Annotated in this window: 15 protein-coding genes; 8 read left to right on the forward strand and 7 right to left on the reverse strand. The window is 53.0% G+C overall.

Annotated features, from left to right (window positions below; translation table 11 throughout):
* Nucleotides 1–137 precede the first annotated feature (137 nt).
* Together ACTUJZ_RS11205 and ACTUJZ_RS11210 are read right to left on the reverse strand one after the other, a co-directional pair.
* Nucleotides 138–911, reverse strand: coding sequence for a class I SAM-dependent methyltransferase (locus ACTUJZ_RS11205; protein WP_463636401.1), 774 nt, complete (start codon nt 909–911; stop codon nt 138–140).
* Between the two features lie 125 nt (nt 912–1,036).
* A complete protein-coding gene (locus ACTUJZ_RS11210) occupies nt 1,037–2,047 on the reverse strand; it encodes a zinc-dependent alcohol dehydrogenase family protein (protein ID WP_463636402.1) in 1,011 nt (336 codons plus the stop codon).
* Between the two features lie 209 nt (nt 2,048–2,256).
* Here ACTUJZ_RS11210 and ACTUJZ_RS11215 point away from each other — a divergent pair, with 209 nt between their 5' ends.
* Nucleotides 2,257–3,795, forward strand: coding sequence for a S10 family peptidase (locus ACTUJZ_RS11215; RefSeq protein ID WP_463636403.1), 1,539 nt, complete (start codon nt 2,257–2,259; stop codon nt 3,793–3,795).
* 58 nt (nt 3,796–3,853) lie between these two features.
* Here ACTUJZ_RS11215 and minE read toward each other — a convergent pair whose 3' ends face one another.
* From minE to ACTUJZ_RS11235, 4 genes are all read right to left on the reverse strand, one after another.
* Entirely contained in the window at nt 3,854–4,105 is a 252-nt protein-coding gene (gene minE, locus ACTUJZ_RS11220; RefSeq protein ID WP_463636404.1) for a cell division topological specificity factor MinE, read from the reverse strand.
* On the reverse strand, nt 4,105–4,914 hold the full coding sequence (gene minD, locus ACTUJZ_RS11225; RefSeq protein WP_463636405.1) for a septum site-determining protein MinD: 810 nt from the start codon (nt 4,912–4,914) through the stop codon (nt 4,105–4,107). Before minD ends, minE begins: the two co-directional genes overlap by 1 nt.
* A gap of 30 nt (nt 4,915–4,944) precedes the next feature.
* Entirely contained in the window at nt 4,945–5,646 is a 702-nt protein-coding gene (minC, locus tag ACTUJZ_RS11230) for a septum site-determining protein MinC (protein WP_463636406.1), read from the reverse strand.
* Between the two features lie 167 nt (nt 5,647–5,813).
* The gene (locus tag ACTUJZ_RS11235) at nt 5,814–6,803 is read right to left on the reverse strand and encodes a YihY/virulence factor BrkB family protein (RefSeq protein ID WP_463636407.1); all 990 of its coding nucleotides are present in this window, start codon (nt 6,801–6,803) and stop codon (nt 5,814–5,816) included.
* A 171-nt stretch (nt 6,804–6,974) separates the two neighbouring features.
* On the opposite strand from ACTUJZ_RS11235, the gene ACTUJZ_RS11240 reads away from it, so the two are divergent.
* On the forward strand, nt 6,975–8,357 hold the full coding sequence (locus ACTUJZ_RS11240; protein ID WP_463636408.1) for a response regulator: 1,383 nt from the start codon (nt 6,975–6,977) through the stop codon (nt 8,355–8,357).
* Between the two features lie 55 nt (nt 8,358–8,412).
* Here ACTUJZ_RS11240 and ACTUJZ_RS11245 read toward each other — a convergent pair whose 3' ends face one another.
* Complete coding sequence (locus tag ACTUJZ_RS11245) at nt 8,413–10,467, reverse strand: hybrid sensor histidine kinase/response regulator (RefSeq protein ID WP_463636409.1); 2,055 nt, start codon at nt 10,465–10,467, stop codon at nt 8,413–8,415.
* A gap of 254 nt (nt 10,468–10,721) precedes the next feature.
* Here ACTUJZ_RS11245 and ACTUJZ_RS11250 point away from each other — a divergent pair, with 254 nt between their 5' ends.
* The 6 genes from ACTUJZ_RS11250 to ACTUJZ_RS11275 all read left to right on the forward strand — a co-directional run bounded on the left by ACTUJZ_RS11250 (nt 10,722) and on the right by ACTUJZ_RS11275 (nt 19,352).
* Nucleotides 10,722–11,336: a Yip1 family protein gene (locus ACTUJZ_RS11250; protein WP_463636410.1), complete on the forward strand. Its 615-nt coding sequence runs from the start codon at nt 10,722–10,724 to the stop codon at nt 11,334–11,336.
* Between the two features lie 150 nt (nt 11,337–11,486).
* Nucleotides 11,487–12,038 carry a redoxin domain-containing protein gene (locus ACTUJZ_RS11255; protein WP_463636411.1) on the forward strand — a complete coding sequence of 184 codons (552 nt, stop codon included), beginning with the start codon at nt 11,487–11,489 and terminating at the stop codon, nt 12,036–12,038.
* A gap of 112 nt (nt 12,039–12,150) precedes the next feature.
* Entirely contained in the window at nt 12,151–14,931 is a 2,781-nt protein-coding gene (locus ACTUJZ_RS11260; RefSeq protein WP_463636412.1) for a UvrD-helicase domain-containing protein, read from the forward strand.
* 97 nt (nt 14,932–15,028) lie between these two features.
* The gene (locus tag ACTUJZ_RS11265) at nt 15,029–15,688 is read left to right on the forward strand and encodes an ABC transporter ATP-binding protein (RefSeq protein WP_463636413.1); all 660 of its coding nucleotides are present in this window, start codon (nt 15,029–15,031) and stop codon (nt 15,686–15,688) included.
* Nucleotides 15,689–15,726: 38 nt separating this feature from the next.
* Complete coding sequence (locus ACTUJZ_RS11270) at nt 15,727–18,288, forward strand: FtsX-like permease family protein (protein WP_463636414.1); 2,562 nt, start codon at nt 15,727–15,729, stop codon at nt 18,286–18,288.
* Nucleotides 18,285–19,352: a lipocalin-like domain-containing protein gene (locus tag ACTUJZ_RS11275; RefSeq protein WP_463636415.1), complete on the forward strand. Its 1,068-nt coding sequence runs from the start codon at nt 18,285–18,287 to the stop codon at nt 19,350–19,352. Before ACTUJZ_RS11270 ends, ACTUJZ_RS11275 begins: the two co-directional genes overlap by 4 nt.
* The last annotated feature ends 3 nt before the right edge of the window (nt 19,353–19,355 follow it).

A 19,355-nucleotide genomic window follows, 5' to 3' on the forward strand; every position in this document is an offset into this window, starting at 1 on the left:
GATTGCGATTTCGATAAAGTACCTGTCTCAATCTGAGTCTGTGCCAGGCGCTTACATACAGCGCGTATTATCCTGATTTACGCTGGTTTTTCGAATTTTTCTGCTCCTGCACCTGTTTTTTGCGCAATCTGGCTGGCTTACTCAGCAAAAGCAGAGTCGCGCGCTGGTCGAATCGGAGTGACTTCAGCTCTGGCCGGCTTTTCGATGATGTAAATCAGGTCGTTGTAGTGCCACGCCAGCTTGCCGCCTGAAAACAGATTGACCAGCTGCACAAAAACCCGAATGCACTGGTCACGAAACGAGCGCTTGCGCAGATAATTGTTTTTTCCCAGCACCGCCTGCACCTGCAACCCACTTTGCCGGCAGTAGCCACTCAGCTTGGCCTTGCCCAACATCTCATCGTAAACTGTCGGATACGGCAGGTAGCCGGGCTTGCCGGCATTGGGGTTACCTTTGATGTAGCGGTAGTACCACACATGAAACCAGTGCGGAGTAATCCGCGCCAGATAACCATACACAGAATCACGATCCGGCACCTTAATGATTATGATCCCGCCAGGCTTCAGCCAGCGCTGAAAATTATCTAAAACCCGTTTTACATTATCGACATGCTCAAGCACGTACGCGGTGTAGATCACATCAAAACGATTGTCAGGCAGCGACACAGTGCGTAGATCGCCGATAATCACTTCATCGAGGTCGTTGAATTTTTGCTGGCGCAATGCCACCGCATCATGGTCCACATCCACACCGGCCAGCCAGTATTGCAGGCCTTGTAAAGATAACTGCCATTTGTTACCGCAACCGGCCTCCAGAATTCTCAGCGGCTCATCGTCTGAGGCCCGGCTCTTTATACACTCTTCTAAAATGGTTTTTTCATGCGATGTATCCGACACTATTGTTACACTCACGGTCGGTATCTCCTTATACTGATGCCTGCAGGATGCTGCATACCGGGCTTTTTTACGTAACAGGGCTACGTGCAGATTACCGGGCGGGCTGATCACAATGCCCGCCCGGCAACAGCGCTTTTAGCTTAGATGCTCAGCACAATTTTGCCAAAATGCTGGCCAGATTCTTCGTATTTAAAGGCCTCTGCCAACTCATCCAACGCAAATGAACGGTCGATCACCGGCTCAAAGCCCATCGTTTCTAAGCCATTAACAAATGCTTGCTGATGTTCATGGCTACCCACAATGACACCGGTCAGCCGAATCTGTTTACTCATCAGCGCAGCCGTGGGCACTTCACCGCCCATACCGGTGAGCACACCGATAAGCACAATGCTGCCACCGATGCGGCAGGCTTCGATGGATTGTGCCAGCGTGGCAGGCCCGCCGACTTCGACCACATGATCAACACCACGCCCGCCGGTCCAGTCGCGCACTGTTTCGCCCCAGTTTTCATCGGTGCGATAGTTGACAGTAAAATCTGCGCCCATGTCACGGGCCTTGGCCAGCTTGTCATCACTTGATGAGGTAATGGCCACGCGCGCGCCCATCGCCTTGGCAATTTGCAGCGCGTAAATAGACACTCCGCCAGTACCCAGTAACAGCACTGTGTCGCCGGCTTTTAGTTGGCCTTCCACCACCAGTGCCCGCCACGCTGTCATGCCGGCGGTAGTAATAGTGGCAGCCTGTGCATGTGACCAGCCTTGCGGCGTGCGCGTAAACCAACTGGCAGGAGCGGTCACATATTCACGGGCATAGCCGTCAATGCCATCGCCGGGGGTGCGGGAAAAGTCCGCCACTTTAGGTCCTCCGGTTTGCCAGTCAGGAAAAAACACAGAGACGACATGGTCGCCTTCGGCAAAGTCCGTTACCTCACTGCCTACCGCGGTCACCACACCAGCACCATCTGACATTAAAATTCGCCCTTTTTCACCGCGCATCGCGCCAGAAGCCACCGCATAATCATGAAAATTCAGTGAGGAGGCTTTTAGCTCCACCATAATTTCATGGGCCTGCGGCTCAGGCGGCGGCGCCACATCGGTCACACTCAGGCCATCTAGGCCGGCATCGGGATCCGCAATTTGTACTTGTCTCATAATGGTCTCGTCTGTCTGGAATGAATCATTGCTTATACTGTGCACCCTGCCACATTGATTATTTTGTTTAGCAGAACAGCGGCCAGACACCCACATTCAAAGGTAAGTCGCCGTCGCCTGGCTGCCAAGATTTGTTAACATGGTATTTACTGAGGTATAGATATTCACGTATAACATCAGCATCAAAAACCATTATAAAAAGAGGCTTTATGAGGATTTCCACATTACTGCTTACAGCCAGCCTGGGGCTGGCGACCATCCACAGCTCTGGCGTGCTGGCAGAACCGGCCAAGGATCACAGCCGCTCTATTGAGGCTGAGAAAGCGGTGGTGACCGAGCACAAAACCACTATCAACGGTGAGCGGGTGGCATTTCGCGCCGAAGCAGGCATGCAACCGGTGTGGAATGATGAAGGCCAGGCCATTGCCACTTTGCAGTACACCTTTTATGAGCGCACCGATACCAAAGACAATCAAACCCGGCCGTTACTCATCAGCTTTAACGGTGGCCCTGGTTCGGCCTCAGTGTGGATGCACCTTGCCTACACCGGCCCGACCATTTTAAATGTGGACGATGAAGGCTACCCGGTGCAGCCATATGGGTTTAAATCTAACCCCTACTCGGTGCTGGATGTGGCTGACATTGTGTATGTCAATCCGGTCAATACAGGCTACAGCCGGGTGTTACCGGATGCAGAAGGCAAGCTGCCGTCCAAAGAAGAACAAAAGAAAATGTTTTTTGGCGTGAATGCCGATGTGACCTATCTGGCAGAATGGATCAATACCTTTGTGTCGCGCCAGGATCGCTGGCGCGCGCCCAAATACTTAATTGGCGAAAGCTATGGCACCACCCGAGTGTCGGGCCTGGCACTGGCCCTGCAAAATCAGCAGTGGATGTACTTAAACGGGGTGATCCTGGTCTCGCCCACCGAGCTGGGTATTCCGCGCGAAGGCGTGATTGAAGCTGCCAACCGCTTGCCCTACTTCGCGGCTGCTGCCTGGCATCATCAAATGCTGGATAAGCATTATCAGGACATGGCGCTGACTGCTTATTTAGATGAGGTGGAAAAATTCACCCTGGATACGCTGATCCCGGCGTTAAGCCGCGGCGGTTTTATTACCGACGAGCACAAAGCCAGGGTCATCAAGCAGATGGCTGCCTATTCGGGGTTAAGCGAGCAAGCCATTGCGCAAAATAACCTGGATGTCAGTACCGCCTTTTTCTGGAAAGAATTGCTGCGCGAAGAAGGCAAAACCCTGGGCCGGCTGGATAGCCGTTATTTAGGTATTGATAAGCAGGAGACCGGCTCGCGCCCTGACTACAATGCTGAACTAAGCTCGTGGCTGCATTCGTTCACCCCCGCCATCAATCATTATCTGAAACATACACTGAAGTTTGACACCGATGTGAAATACAATATGTTTGGGCCGGTCCATCCATGGGATCGCTCAGATAACAACACTGGTGAAAATCTGCGCCTGGCCATGGCTGCCAACCCGTACCTCAATGTGATGGTCCAGTCTGGCTATTACGATGGCGCAACCAATTATTTTGATGCCAAGTACACCATGTGGCAGCTGGATCCCAGCGGCAAGATGCAAGACCGGCTAAGCTTTAAAGGCTATAAGAGCGGCCACATGATGTATCTGCGCCGCGATGATTTAAAAACTGCCAATGACCATGTGCGTGATTTTATCCGCGCCACTATCCCGGCTGACGGCCAACCCGCCCGCTACACCCGCGACTAATCACCTGGCAAAAAAAAGCTCCCGCACCAGGCGGGAGCTTTTTTGTTCGGGTATTAGCCTATTCAGGCAATGTGATGTTTAACTCCAACACACTGCAATCATCACTGTCTTCGACCTGCACCGACACCTGGTCATCAGCGATCTGTACATATTTGCGGATCACCTCCAGGATTTCTTTTTGCATCATCGGCAGATAATCGGGCTCTGTGCGTTTACGCCGCTCATGCGCCACAATGATTTGTAAGCGTTCTTTTGCCACCGCTGCTGAATTAGGCTTCCCCTTTTTCAGCAGATAATCAAAAATGCCCATTATTTTCCTCCAAGCAGGCGCTTAAAGAAGCCTTTTTTCTGTGCTTCTAAAAAGCGGTGTTCCACTTCTTCACCCAGCAAGCGGCGTACCGCATCTGAATAAGCCTGCCCGGCTGTTGATTCCTGGTCTAGAATAACCGGCGCACCCTGGTTAGACGCCGCCAGTACTGCCTCTGACTCAGGGATGACACCCAGCAAAGGCACTGCCAGGATTTCTTCCACATCACCAACGCTCAGCATTTCTGCGGTGGCTACCCGGTGCGGGTTGTAGCGGGTTAGCAACAGATGCTCTTTGACATTTTTACCCTGCTCGGCGCGCATGGATTTGCTTTGCAAAATGCCCAGAATACGATCCGAGTCACGCACAGACGACACTTCCGGGTTGGTCACCACAATGGCTTCATCGGCAAAATACAGTGCCATTTGTGCGCCTTGCTCAATTCCAGCCGGTGAATCACAGATGATAAACTCAAACTCTTTGCTCAAATCGTTCAGCACAGTTTGTACGCCGTCCATGGTCAGCGCATCTTTGTCGCGGGTTTGCGAGGCTGGCAGAATAAACAAATCTTTGGTGCGCTTATCTTTGATCAGCGCCTGATTCAGACTGGCTTCTTTGTTGATCACATTGACAAAGTCATACACCACGCGTCGCTCACAACCCATAATAAGGTCTAAGTTACGCAAGCCTACATCAAAATCCACCACCACCGTTTTGTGCCCCTGCAAAGCCAACCCTGTGGCGATTGCCGCGCTGGAAGTGGTTTTGCCCACGCCGCCTTTACCAGAGGTTACAACAATTATTTTTGCCATCTTACTTGTCCTCGACGAAAACGTTTACCTTTACCCCAGCTGGGCTACCAGTAACGTATCCTCTTCTAAATATGCCTGTGCTGGTTTTTTCCAGCATTGTGTTTGTATTGTGTCCTGCATGACAAACCGGCCTGCTATTGAGAGCAGCTCGGCTTCCATCTGCTGGCAAAATATTCGTGCGTTGGCGTCGCCTTTTACGCCAGCCAGTGCCCGGCCGCGCATGGTGCCGTACACATGGATATTACCATCTGCTAATATTTCTGCACCTTCGCTGACCGGTGCCAGAATAATTAAATCGGCTCCTTCGGCATACACCTGCTGTCCGGAGCGCACCGGCCGTGTAACTAGGCGCGTTTTACTGTCGCTGCTGGCAACTGGCGCAGCCGGCGTGGGCGCGGTTTCATTGTCAGGTAAAGCCGTATCGGCTGCCTTGCTTTGGCTGATATCCGATAGCCCTAAATCATTGATGGTAGCTTTTAACTCACCCACTTCACCGCGTACTGCCATTGGCTGCATATTGTGTTTGCGGCACAAGGTCACCAGCAATTCCAATTCGGTGGGCGATACGGTGTGATTTAACTGTATGATCAGTGACGAGCGGGTAAAAAATTGCGGGGCGCTGGCCACTTTAGCCGCCAGTTGCGCATCAAAGTCATCGGGGTCGAAGGTAAGTATATCCAGCACAATGCTGGTCAGCGTTGTGCCTTTCATCCGAAAGCATTGCTCTGCCATTCGTGGTTCCTGCAGTTTACCAGGCGCAGCGGCGGGCAAACATGGTTAATCAATAGACTATGGCGAACAACTCTATCAAATTCCAGGCCTACGGCAATAGGCGAGACACATTCAGATCAGATAACTGCGCATTATTTAAACATTCAGCGAGAAAAGCCGCCTTGCGGCTACTCGCGCTGCTGATATGGGGAGGTTTGCTGCTTATTCATTTGCTCGAGATCTTCCGGGGTATGATCTGCCACAAATGCGCCACGCTCGCCTTTTGGCCGATTTTCGCCCACCGTACTGTCTTTACTGGTTTGCAATTCCACCGCCGAGTTGAGCTCAGCGCCCAGCAAGATGATATAGGCACTTAGATACAACCACATCAATAAGATGATAATGCCACCTACCGACCCGTAGGTTTTATTGTAGGTGGCAAACTGGCTTAAATAAAATGAAAAGCTGTACGAGGCCAGGATCCACAATACGGTGGCCAGCATCGAGCCGGGCGTGACCCAGCGCCATTTTGCCCGCTTGCGGTGCGGCCCATAGCGGTACAGTGCCGACAAACTGCCGTTAAATAACAATAGCATTATTGGGATTGTTATCGCACTGGCGTGCGCCGCGGAAAGATAGCCGCCCGCCATCCAGCTGATCCATTTAGGCACCACCGTGATCAGCGCCAGCGCAGCGATGACGGTTAATATGATACTAACTGTTCCGGTGATGCGCGCCACAATGCCCTTAACAAACCCCCGCCCCTGCGACTCGCTATAGGTAATGTTGCAAGCAGTAATCAGCGCGTTGGCGCCTTTGCTGCTACTCCACAAAGACAGTACCAGTGAAAACAGTAAACCCCAGCTTAAGGTTGAGCTGGATTTTTCGGTCAGATTTTGCAGTTGCTCTTCCAGAATATAGCGACTTTGGGATGGGACCACATCCACCAGCATCGCCATGTGCTCACGTAATTCTTCGGGGGAGACCATCAACCCGTACGACGAAATGATGGCCCCGAGTAGCGGAAAAATGGCCAGCAAAAAATAAAACGCCACGCCCGCGGCAATCAACGATAAATTGTGCTCTTGCGAATTTTTCACCATCCGCTTGCCGGCTTGCCACCACTGTTTGACAGGCATAGATAATACAGACGACACAGGGTGGTGGGTTTTCGACATAGCACGTTTCATCAGTTACGGGATTCTGTTTACCTAATACTGGTCGCCCTTGTACTAGGATTACCTGGCGCTAACTTTTTTAACCGCCTGCTGGCAGGCGTTTGAACTATTGTCTAAAGGCGGGCGTTGGGCAAGCGGCCTATGCTGGAGAAAATACAAGGAGCTTTTGGTATGGCCTATTCAGGTAGCCGGGACACGGAACCGTCCATTTTAATTGTGGATGATCAACAACAAAATCTTACCTTGCTGGAACAGGGCCTGAATGATTTGGCCACTATTGTGTGCTGCCAGCAGGCCCGGCATGCCTTTGCCATGGCTATCAGGCACACCCCGGCCCTGATCCTGCTGGATATTGAAATGCCAGATGGCAACGGCCTGCAGTTATGTAAAGCATTAAAAAGCTCTGTGCGCACCCGGCATATTCCGATTATTTTTATTACAGCGCATCAGGATGTCGCCACAGAAACCCAGGCACTATCATTAGGCGCTATTGATTTTATCACCCGCCCTATTCATCTGAATATCTGCCGTATGCGGATTTTTAACCATTTGACATTACAGCAACAAAGCCGCCAGCTAAGCGCACTTAACCATACCCTGCAACATCAGCGCGAGCAGTTACATATTATTTTGCAGGCCATGCAGGATGGGGTGGTGGCGGTGGACGAAACGCAATGTGTGTGCTTTATCAACCCGGTCGCACAGCAAATGACCGGCTACAACTCAGCCGAGGCGGTCGGTAAACCACTTGGGGCCATTGTGCAGCTTACTGATGCCAATACGCAGGGCCTGCTGACCAACCCGGTAGTCGCCGCGATGCATAGCAACTGCCACCAGGATTTACCTGCTGGGGTTAAACTGCTGCACCGTAACCAGCCGCCGTTGTGGGTGCGTTGCAGTGCCAGCCCGACCCGGGACAGTCAACAGTGTGTTTCCGGAGCGGTATTGATGCTTGAGGATATTAGCCGGCTTCATCAGCAGGTTCATCCACCCATCGGGTTAGCTAACCACAATCGCCACACCGGCCTGCCCAACCGGCTGATCCTGTGCGAACATCTGCATAAACTAAGTTGCCAGGCCACCCCGGCACAACAGCTTGCCGGAATACTGACCATCAACATAGAGAAGTTTGCCTTTGTCATCGACATGCTTGGCCAGGCGCAGGCCACCGTGGTCATTTGTCAGCTGGCCAGGCGGCTTGAAGCACAGTGTCATCAGCATCTGCAGTTATATCAGGTGGGCAATGATGAGTTTGTGATGGTGTTTACGCAGATGACGAACCAGCAGGCCTTGAACGCGTTAGCCCGGCTGCTTAACCAATTGATGCAACACCCGGTAATGGTCGGTGATGAAATCTACTCATTAAGCTGCAGCATCGGTATCAGTGTGTTTGGCAACGACGCCCACAGTGTGCCCGAGCTGTTGCAGCACGCCCAAAGCGCTATGCATCAAGCTAAAGCACAGGGGCGACACAGACTGTGTGCGGTTGATAAGATGCAGGGCGATAGTCTGGCATCAGACCAGGCAAACACACAGCCCTCTGCCGATGCATAACCCATTGCCCGCTGGTGTAAGGCAAGTCAGCGCGTTTGCGTTATTGGTCATTGCACTACTGGCTGTTACGAAGTGGCGCTGCGCTGATTTTCGGATAAGCCACTTCCTGTAATACAGAACGCAGGCCATCCAGCTTGACCGGCTTGGTGATAAATGCATCCATTCCGGCTTTAAGGCAGGCCGCCCGGTTAGCTTCAGAGGTATCGGCGGTCATGGCCACCACAAACACTTTACCGTTGCCTTTATCGGATTCACGGATCACCTCGGTGGCCTGAATGCCGCCCATGACCGGCATCTCGCAATCCATAAAGATAAGCGTATAGGGTTCGTTGGCTGCCCGCTCCACACATGCAATGGCTTCGACTCCATTGACAGCATAATCCGCCGATATTTGCAGTTGGGAGAGCAAGGATTCCATCACCAACCGGTTGATTTCATTATCGTCTACCACCAGCAGTTTCAGATGCTCAAAGCTGGCGTTTTTTGGCCCGACATACTGCTCGGTAGATTCTACCTGCTCATCTTCATTGACGATAAGTGGCATCTCTACATAGATCCGCGTGCCCTTACCTTCTTCACTACTAACCTTAATGCTGCCGTTTAGGGCATCACACAACTCTTTGACGATGGCAAAGCCCAGCCCAGAGCCGCCATAGCGGGCCGCCACCCCGGCTCCGCCTTGTTTGAAAGGCTGGTACAGGCTCTCCAGGGTTGAGGTATTCATGCCGATACCGGTATCGGTGATGGTGACCCCTAAGCGCTGACCGTCGGGTTTATTTTTAAGCCGCGCGGTCAGTGTGACCTCGCCATGCTCGGTAAATTTAATCGCATTGTTAAGCAGATTTGAGTAAATCTGGGTTAGCCGGCCGGCGTCGCCGATGGCGCGTACCTGCTGAGCGACAGCCACATCGAATTCCAGATGCACCCCTTTATTGTTGGCCAGGGGAGAGTACAAATGATATAGGTCATTAAATACATGGTAGGGAGTGAAGGCTACTGCCTCAAATTCCAGCTGGCCGGATTCCACCTTAGAATAATCCAGCACATCATTGACCAGTCGCACCAGCAAGTCGGCGCTACGCAGTGCAATGTCCACGCGGCTTTCAATAATATCCGGGTTAGATTCGCCGACCAAAGTTTGCAACATGCCGGCGATACCATTGATGGGAGTGCGCAGTTCATGACTTATTTTACCGATCATGGCACTGCGGGCCTGCAATAATCGCTCGGCCTCCTGGCGCTTACTAATCAGCGCCTGGCGCATTTTCATTTGCGCATCAATATCCTGAAATGCACCAAACATTCGTACACAACGGCCATTTTTCAATTCTGCGCGGCCCTGGGTAGCTACCCATTTGATGTTGCCGGTGTAGGTGCGCAAACGCACTTCTTCACTCCAACAGGCACCGGCCGCCATAGCCTGGGCTACCGCATTAGCAATGCGGTCACGGTCCTCACCTTCGGCATAAAATTCAATGGCAGTGGCTAAATCCGGTTCATAATCATCTGGTACTTCATGAATCTTGCGCACCTGATCACTCCAGTAGATAGTGTTTTCCACCACATCCACTTCCCAGCAGCCAATCTGGGCCAACTGCTCCATCTCTTGTTGCAATTCGATGCGCTGATTTAGATGTTGGCGGTCCAGCCGGCGGGACATTTCCACCCCGATCCACTGGGCAAACAGGGTGATAAAGTCAATTTCTTCACCCGTAAATGGCACCGCTTTGGGCAACGCTGAGGTGAAATTCAGGGTGCCATACAGTTTGCCCTGCACCACAATGCGCGCGCCAATGTAGCTTTCCAGCTTGAAATTCTGATAACAAGGATGACCAGCAATGCGGCTTTGACCGGCATGGGAAAAAGCCAGCGCGTCACCGGCCTGCAGAGTATGCCAGCAATAGGTGTTGCCCAGCTCGAACTGTAGCCCAGGCACCAGATCCGGATTGTCTGATACCACATACTCGACGGTGTACTGATCACCCTGGATATGGCTAATGATGGCGTGGTCCTGCTCAAAGTGGGTCAACCCCAGCTCAAGCAGAGCATGAATTTTTTGCTCAAAACTTAGCGCTTCATTCGATGTCAGCTCATGCAACTTTTTCAGCATCGGTACAACCACGGGTAAGGATTTGATAACTAACTGCTAGTGTAGAGTAACTTTGCCGGGTTTGCACCGGCTAATCCACGACGGTGATCCGGCGCGGTCGTACGATCTTCTCAGATGCCCAGATTACCCCGTTATGTTTAAAGATTCTTAAATGTTCATTTTTTATGCACAGATTATCCTACACATTCGTGTAATGTTTCGTATAGTGTTAATGAGATGTAAATATAAGCATCCTAACTATAAAGGAGAAGCCAATGATCAATCACTTGTGGGGATTGTTGCATCACCCAGATCGTGAATGGCGCAGCATTAATGAAGAACATGAAACTGTCTCGCACCTGTATTGCCACCATGTGTTGTGGCTGGCTGCAGTCCCGGTGGTCAGTTCTTTTATCGGTACCACGCAATTTGGCTGGTCATTGGGCGGCGGCGCCGACGATGTCCAGGTGTCTATCACCACAGGGTTAGCCATTGGCGCCTGTTTTTATTTGCTGATTTTACTTGCGGTTGCCGCTGTAGGCAGCCTGATCCATTTTATGGCGCGCAAATTTCCGCAGCGCCCCAGCCGTCAGGAGTGCATTATTTTTGCCGGCTATATCGCAACCCCCTTATTTTTGAGCGGCATTGTGGCTGTGTATCCCATCATTTGGGTGTGTGTACTGGCCGGGATCATCGGGGTGTGTTACACCGGTTACCTGCTCTACCAGGGCACACCGACTTTTTTGGGTATTAGCCATCGTGAAGGGTTTATTTTATCCGGTACGGTGCTGGCAGTTGGCGTGTTGGTGCTCGAAGCGCTAATGGTGACCGTGGTACTGCTGTGGAGCATGGGCTCGGAACACAGTATCGTGTGGAAATTTTTGCAGTAATTGACCAAGCCGCCGCCCTGGCGGCTTTTTTAAGCAATTCTTCATCTAAATTAGATGGGCTGAATCCAATCTCCCTGCGTAACCCTTGATAACGCCTGAGCAAATTGCTTCAGGCAGTGTTTATTTACCGACACGCAATCGAGGAGAGTTATGTCTCAACAACCAGGTTATCAACAAAAACTTCAGGCGGGCAGTCAGTTTCCATCAATCAGCGTTACCGACCTGCACGGGCAAAAGCACGAATTGGGCACGCCTGCAGAGGGTATGGACTGGCAATTGATCGTGGTGTATCGCGGAAAACATTGCCCCATTTGTACGGCGTTTTTAAATGAGTTGGATGATTATAAAGAGCGTCTGCTGGATATAGGTGTGGATCTGATTGCGGTATCTGCCGACAGCAAGGCCCAGCTTGAGGCACATCTGGAAGATCTGGACTTAGATTTCACCCTTGGCTACGGGCTAACCGAAGATGACATGTACGCCATGGGGGCGTATGTTTCAAACCCACGTTCGCCAGAAGAAACTGATCATCCCTTTGCCGAACCGACCACCTTTGTGATCAATGGCGAACGCCAGGTGCATATTGCAGATTATTCCAATGCGCCATTTTCACGCCCGGATATCAAGCGTCTGGTAGAAGGCCTGCAATTTATCCGTGATCCGGACAACAACTACCCCATTCGCGGAACCCACACAAAATAACGACTTTTCGGCATGCCTGCAGACGAGGCATGCCGGCTCTTGATTGTTGGCGCTGCAGTCACAGAAAAATTGCTTTACACTGCTTGTTTTAATATTTTCACTGCGCCTACCTATGCACGCCGAGCCTGCTTCTTCGCCTCTGTTTGATTTGACCTGTTGCCCTAGCTGGCCTGGCCGGTTATTTGGCACCGCGCCCCTGTACCTGCAAGACACCCACCTGGTTTTTCACCATCAAAGACAGCCACAACAGTTGGCGTTGAGCGCACTTACTGCGCTGCCACAGCTACGCAAGCGGCTTACCGGCCATTACTGGGTATTGCGGACAGCCACGCAAACATGGATGCTGGGGCCTTATCAGCCAGCGCAACTGACTCCCATCCACGAGGCGGTAACACAGTTTTTACTCAGCCAGGCTCAGCCGCGTATTACCGCGGCTTATCAGAAATTTGTGATACAGGCCCGGCATAATTATTTACAGGACACCCACCTCTCCTCACTGGCCGAAGAGCTTTCGCTGATCAGCAGTTTATATGCCCCCTTGTTAGACACCCATCTTTCGCTGCCACCTGTATGTGTTAAGCAATTGCACGCCCTGCGCGCGGTTTCCCCGCTCACGGAATTTGCCGACCGGTTACGTGCTCAGTTTGAACATGAAGAACTGCGCCGCTATGCCAGTCTGTTCGATCAGGTGGAAGCGCATCCGCTGACCCATGCCCAGCGCCTGGCTGTGGTGCGCAATGACACCCACAACCTGGTGCTGGCCGCAGCCGGCACGGGTAAGACATCCGTGATTGTAGCCAGGGTGTTGTATTTAGTGGTGAGCCAACGAGCACAAGGCAATGAAATAGTAGTGCTGGCCTACAATAATGCCGCGGCCAGCGAGTTGCGTCAGCGCCTGGAAGCCCGCGCCCGTGTGGCGCGTGTGGACATTGCGAGGTTGCCAAAAATTCTGACCTTTCATGCGTTGGCACGCCAGCTTCTTGCGCAAAATGGTGCGGTAAAAGAGATCTCGCCAATGGCAGTTAAACGTGAGCAGTTGGAACAATGGGCACACCAATGGTGGGGCGACTATGTTGGGGCCTCGGCCGCCCAGCTCAAACAGTTTGTCAATGCCATGAGCCTGCCTGCTGATCCGTTTTCCTTTGACTCTGCAGCCAGCCTGGAAGCGCATCACCGGGATGCGCAATACCGCACACTACAAGGCGAACGGGTCGCCAGTTATCCTCTATGGCAGCTGGCAAACCTATTGTTTCTTAACGGCATTGCCTATCGTTACCGGCCAAGGCTACCTGCACAACCTGGTGGTCTGGCCCATCCATACCGGCCAGATTTTGCGCTTACCGACAGTGGGGTGTTGCTGGATTATCTGCCCGTCAATAACCAGGGCGCAATGCCACCTGGCTATGACAGCAACGCTTTTGCGCACCATCAGCAGGCTCTGGCAAAGCATTTTATCACCCAGGACATCCACCTAAGGCAGGTACAGGGAGCCCACTCAGACTCCCATCCTGCTGCGCCCCAGCGGCTGCGCTGTTTTCACGCTGATTTTGCTCAGCCAGCGGCTGAACAGGCGCTATTGGCCGTACTGACCCGGTTGGGACAGCCACCCTGCCCGCCACCTTTGTCCCACCTGCATCACACTGTGTGTAGCAGCAGCGGCTTTGGGGAGAGCATCAAGCGCTATCTGGCCTGCCTGGCGGCGATACGCACCGAGCAACTGGACACCCACCAGTTAGAGGCGCGCATTTTCCAGCATTTTGGCGCTGTGTCAGCGGATTTTGTGCCGTTACTTGCTGCATTTTGCCAGGCGTATGCGCAGCGTCTGCAGGATGATGGTCAGCATGATTTTGACGACATGATCCGTCAGGCAACCTGCGAGCTATACCAGCCACAACCTTATCGCTATGTGTTAGTGGACGAGTTTCAGGATATTTCCTCAGCCCGCCTGGCGTTACTGCGCGCTCTGCGCCATCACAGCCCGGCGCCGGTGCTGACCGCGGTCGGGGACGATTGGCAGGCCATCTACCGGTTTTCAGGCGGAAACCTTCAGCTCACCACACAGTTTGCCCGGCATATTGGCCCGCACTCCACTACCTTGCTGGATAAAACATTTCGGTATAACAACAGTGTCGCGCACACTGCCGGCCAGTTCGTGATGCAAAACCCCGCGCAGTTTCAAAAAACCATAGACACCCATCAGCATCTGACACGCTCACAGGTTTTTTTATTAGACGATATGCCCGAACAGCGCCCGGACCCGGCCCATCGGGCCTGCCAGGTGATTATACAAATTCGCCGCCGCGATCCGGACGCTCACATCGCGGTGCTGGCCCGCTACCATTTTCATCTTAGCGCGGTGCGCCAGCTGCTGCGCCAAGATGGTGTTGAGGCAGTGAGTACCTGGACACTGCACAGCGCAAAAGGGTTAGAGGCTGATTACGTGGTGATCATCGGGCTGGATAACGGCCCACTGGGCTTCCCCAGTGCAGCGCGTCAGGACCGGTTGACTGAAGCATTGCTGCCGGCAGCTGAAAACTATCCGTTTGCTGAGGAACGGCGCTTGTTGTATGTGGCTATTACCCGCGCGCGGCAAAAATGCTATCTGATTGCCAATCCGTTAAAACCGTCGGTGTTTATCGATGAGTTGCTTAACCCGGCGTTTGCAGTTGAAATCGTATCGGAGCGCTTTCACAGCCAGTTTCGCAAGGCTTATAAATGCCCGCAGTGTGTGTATGGCTATTATCTGCCCGATTCCTACCGCCGGCCGGCTCATTATAGTTGTTCCAGTGCTCCGGCCTGCACGGAAAAAGTGGCTGCGTGCCCGCAATGCGCTGCGCCGGCAACCGGCACACACACTGCGGACTGCCAGTCAACGAAGGTGATTGCAACGTAAGCCAAACCTGTCAGCATTGTCATTTGCCGGGTGGGCTTTTGGCCTGCCCATACGTACCTGATGGTATTGTTATCTTTACTAAAATAATTTTCCAAACATGCTGCACATTGCTCATCTGACCAAACAATTCGACTCTGCGGCAGCACCAATTATCGACAACCTGGAGTGGTCATTACCTGACGGCGAGTCGCTGAGTATCCGTGGGGCATCCGGCTCGGGCAAATCCACACTGCTTGCGCTTATTGCCGGCTTTGAGCAACCTGACGCAGGCACCATCACCATAGGTCCGTCGCAGTTACCATTTGCCTCCGCCCGCCAGGGCGATGCATTTCGCCGTGAACATCTGGGCGTGGTCTTTCAAAGTTATAACCTGCTTGATTGCCTTTCGGTGTGGGACAACATTGCCTTCACCGCGCGTTTAAAAGGCAATGCCGATGAAGCTTTTCAGCGTGATCTGATGCAGCAACTGGGCATTGCTCAACTCGCCAAGCGCCCGGCTCATCAGCTGTCCGGTGGTGAACAACAGCGCGCTGCCATTGCCCGGGCGCTGGTGCATCGCCCGCAACTTGTGTTGGCCGATGAACCTACTGGCAACCTGGATGAGCAAACCAGTGAGCAAGTAACCGCTGCGCTGTATGCGACCTGCCAGGCTATGGGCACCACCCTGGTGGTAGTGACGCATAGCCAGGCGGTGGCCGAGCAGGCGCGGCAGCAGGCTTGGTTACGCCATGGCCAGCTACATTCTACTCCCGCCTGATGCGCGCTTTTATATTAGTGTTACGCACACTGCTGGCAATGTCCCGCCATAAGCCCTGGGAGCCGTTACTAATTGTGCTGGCCATTATGGTGGCCAGTGGTGGCCTCACGGCAGTTTTGCTAATTAACGAAGGTGCCCGTTTAGGCGATATCGCTAGCAAGGCGCCACCTTTTTTTGCTGGCGGCAGCATCAGCGCGCGCCTGCCCAATGCAGACACCCATCCGGAAACTAACCTTCAGGACACCCACGGTGCTTTGGCCAACTCTCAGGACACCCACCATGCTTCGGCCATTGATACGTTGCCCACTGATACCCACACAACCACGTCGGATAACGCTTCCACCAGTGCAGCACCACTTACCCGCGACGATTATGTGTTGCTGCGCACCCACGGATTTACCCAGTTTGTTGCGCTGGTCGAAGATACCCAGCCACTCACCTGCGCATCGACCGGCGCACCGCTAGATGAGGACATAACCGTCGTCGCTATCGACTTTATGGCTGCCAGTAATCAGCGCACGTTACCGCCATCGGTGAGCCTGGCACCGGCTCCCATAACAGAAGGCCTGCTTACACTAGCCGCACCGGGAACCGTCGCAGCGTTAGGCTGCCGGTCTCACCTGTTAAACAGCCAGGACCAGGCGCTGCGCCGCCCTATTTCGCTAGCAGGGCTGCCCGAGGATGTGATTGTAATGAACATCCGTGATTATTACACCGGTCAGCGGCACCCGGACACCCACCCGTTAAGCCGCCTGGTAGCCATCACGCCACTGCCTGATTCAACACAGACTGCGCTAAAAGCAGCGTTACCCCAGCACTTGGTGTATACACCGCCCAGCACATTGTTGGAAAAAGGCACGCTTACCGAAAGTTTTCGCTTAAATTTATGGGCGATGGGTGTCCTGATGGCCGTGGTGGCATTATTCATTATCCTCAACGCATTGTTGCTGATGTACCGCGCGCGCCTGCCGGCGATTATTCGCCTGCGCCAGTTAGGTGTAGCGAGCCGAACGCTGACGCTGGCCATGATTTGTGAGTTGGGTGTCTATGGCCTGTGTGCCACACCGATAGGCGTTGTTGTAGGCGTGACAGCCACCCGGGCCCTATCGCCATTGTTACAACAGACATTGGCCAATTTGTTTGACTCTGCGTTTGTACAGCCCTCAACGGCTCTGCTAGAAATTGTTGGCGGGGCATTTGCCACTACCTTTGTAGCCCTTACGGTATTTACACTGTATCCGGCGCTTCAGTTAAGCCAGGCACTAAGTCGCTTACAGTTTGTTGCAAAGCCACTTACCCACTGGCAGCGTGGCGCCTGGTCGATCATAATCACGGCGCTCATCATATTCGCGGTGACTGTCACCTCAAGCGCGTTAATGGCGCTGGTCAGTGTGGCCTTTTTATTATTAGGTGGCGCAGCGCTAATCGTACTCTGGCTACCAGTGCTGACCCGCGCGCTGACGTACCTGGTCCCGCCCCAGCGCCCGCTGATTAGTTATGTGGTGGCCAACACGCATGTGCTGTCAGGCAAAAGCCGCCTGGCAATTTGTGCATTTTTTATCGCGTTAAGTGCCAATATCGGCATGAATGTCATGACCGACAGCTTTCGCGATGCAACGCATGCGTGGCTTGAGCAGCGCTTATCTGCGCCGGCCTATTTATATACCAATACCTCACGACCACCACAGAACTTGCCCGACATTCTTAACTATCAGCATGTTTACCGTGGATTTACGCACGTCAATACGCACCCTGTTACCCTTCGCAGCTTTCCCTCTGACCAGGCTGGCCGCGACAGCTTATTGCTTAGCCGGGTTGCTGACGACACAGCGTCCGCATGGCAGGCTTTTGCCAGCAACCGGGCGGTATTTATCAATCAGCAACTGGCATTTCGCCAAGGGTTCGATGTGGGGGCGACACTGACCACCGAGGCGATCGTAGCCGGAAACGGAGCCAGCCAGCAGCAGTTGTGGCCGGCCGGGCAGCATTTTGTAGTGGCAGGCATTTACCCGGATTACGGCAACCCGGATTCACAAATATTGTTACCGGTCTCTTATTTTCATCCGCCGGCCGGTTACGCCGGGGTCACCGCGCTGTACAGCGGCTATCAGACAGCCACACCAAAACTTGCGGCACTCGGCGAGGTGTATGTCAGTGAGGAGTTGCTGGCACGGTCGATGCAAATTTTTGATCGCACCTTTGTGATTACCAATGCGCTCAATGTTGCCACCTTGCTGGTGGCAGGCCTGGCTTTTGCGGTGTCGGTGAGTGTGCTGACACTGGATATCAAACCTCAGTTAAGTATTTTACGCAGTTTCGGGGTTGCTCAATGGCGGATAAAAGCTGCCTTATGGGGGCAATACTGCTTACTGTGTTTGCTCACTGCCGCTATCGCCCTGCCATTTGGCATAGGATTGGCCTGGCTCTTTATCAACCAGGTCAATCGCTACGCGTTTTTTTGGTTATACCCGTTGCACATAGACACCCACACTTTGCTTAGCAGTGTGGGTGTCAGCCTACTGGTGGTGCTGGTCATTTTGTTGCTACCCGTGGGCAGAATAAAAGCCAAGGTTGATTTACGCCAGGAGGAAGCCCTATGAGTCGGATTGTTGCAGCTATTGTTGTGGCGTTGGTCGGGCTTGTCGCGTGTGAAGACACCACTCCCCGACGAAGCATTTTTGGCCAGTCAACCTTAAGTGACAAGCGCGCCAAGGTCACACCGGAGCGCCCTGTTCGGTTGCCGGCTGACCATGCCAGCCACCCGGCGTATCAGCTGGAGTGGTGGTACCTGACAGCCATCTTAGAAGATGAGCAACAAACTGCCTATGGTCTGCAATTCACGCTTTTTCGTTTTAGCACGTCATCAGCCTCACCGAGCAACTGGTCAAATGCGCAACAATGGATGGCTCATGCATCGTTACACACCCCGGACAGCCACCTTTTCGAGTCGCGGTTTGCCTCCGGCGAAGTGGGTAATGCCGGGGTCACAGCGCAACCGTTCACCGCGTTTTTAGACGACTGGCAATGGCAAAGTACCGGCGAGGCCCCTGTCCCTGCGAAGGTGACGTTTTCCATCGAAAATCAGGCTGACATCGCATTATCGCTGACCCAAACCGGGCCATTTATACTGCAAGGTGATCAGGGTTTCAGCCAAAAATCGGCCGATGGCAACTATCGCTCGTATTATTACAGCCTGCCCTTTATAGACATCCAGGGGAGTCTGCAATTTAACAACCGCACGCATACCCTTAAGGGAATAGGCTGGTACGATCATGAATGGACCAGTGAACTGGCCAGCAAAGATGCTCTGGGCTGGGACTGGTTTTCACTGCATTTAGACAATGGCGACAAGCTCATGGCATTTCGTATGCACGTCAACGAGGCCGCACCATATGTTACCGGCACCTACATCAGGCAAGGCGGACAAAAATACACTTTAACTGATACGGCAATTAGCATGACTCCGCAGCAATCGTTCCAGGTCGCCGGACGCACTGTACCGCTTAAGTGGCGAGTGCAAGTGCCTGACCATCAGATCGATGTGCAGATTTCCCCGTTTAAAATTGACCAATGGAATCCTGGCCGGTTTCCCTACTACGAAGGACGCGTCGAACTCTCTGGCAGCCATACCGGCACCGGGTTTATGGAATTGACCGGCTATTGATAC

The sequence above is a fragment of the Alteromonas sp. WD8-37 genome (assembly GCF_055326825.1).

Coding starts and splice junctions, on each gene's coding strand:
- ACTUJZ_RS11210 (WP_463636402.1), bottom strand. CDS start 2,047: ATGAGACAAGTACAAATTGCGGATCCCGATGCCGGCCTAGATGGCCTG.
- ACTUJZ_RS11215 (WP_463636403.1), top strand. CDS start 2,257: ATGAGGATTTCCACATTACTGCTTACAGCCAGCCTGGGGCTGGCGACC.
- minE (WP_463636404.1), bottom strand. CDS start 4,105: ATGGGCATTTTTGATTATCTGCTGAAAAAGGGGAAGCCTAATTCAGCA.
- minD (WP_463636405.1), bottom strand. CDS start 4,914: ATGGCAAAAATAATTGTTGTAACCTCTGGTAAAGGCGGCGTGGGCAAA.
- minC (WP_463636406.1), bottom strand. CDS start 5,646: ATGGCAGAGCAATGCTTTCGGATGAAAGGCACAACGCTGACCAGCATT.
- ACTUJZ_RS11235 (WP_463636407.1), bottom strand. CDS start 6,803: ATGTCGAAAACCCACCACCCTGTGTCGTCTGTATTATCTATGCCTGTC.
- ACTUJZ_RS11240 (WP_463636408.1), top strand. CDS start 6,975: ATGGCCTATTCAGGTAGCCGGGACACGGAACCGTCCATTTTAATTGTG.
- ACTUJZ_RS11245 (WP_463636409.1), bottom strand. CDS start 10,467: ATGCTGAAAAAGTTGCATGAGCTGACATCGAATGAAGCGCTAAGTTTT.
- ACTUJZ_RS11250 (WP_463636410.1), top strand. CDS start 10,722: ATGATCAATCACTTGTGGGGATTGTTGCATCACCCAGATCGTGAATGG.
- ACTUJZ_RS11255 (WP_463636411.1), top strand. CDS start 11,487: ATGTCTCAACAACCAGGTTATCAACAAAAACTTCAGGCGGGCAGTCAG.
- ACTUJZ_RS11260 (WP_463636412.1), top strand. CDS start 12,151: ATGCACGCCGAGCCTGCTTCTTCGCCTCTGTTTGATTTGACCTGTTGC.
- ACTUJZ_RS11265 (WP_463636413.1), top strand. CDS start 15,029: ATGCTGCACATTGCTCATCTGACCAAACAATTCGACTCTGCGGCAGCA.
- ACTUJZ_RS11270 (WP_463636414.1), top strand. CDS start 15,727: ATGTCCCGCCATAAGCCCTGGGAGCCGTTACTAATTGTGCTGGCCATT.
- ACTUJZ_RS11275 (WP_463636415.1), top strand. CDS start 18,285: ATGAGTCGGATTGTTGCAGCTATTGTTGTGGCGTTGGTCGGGCTTGTC.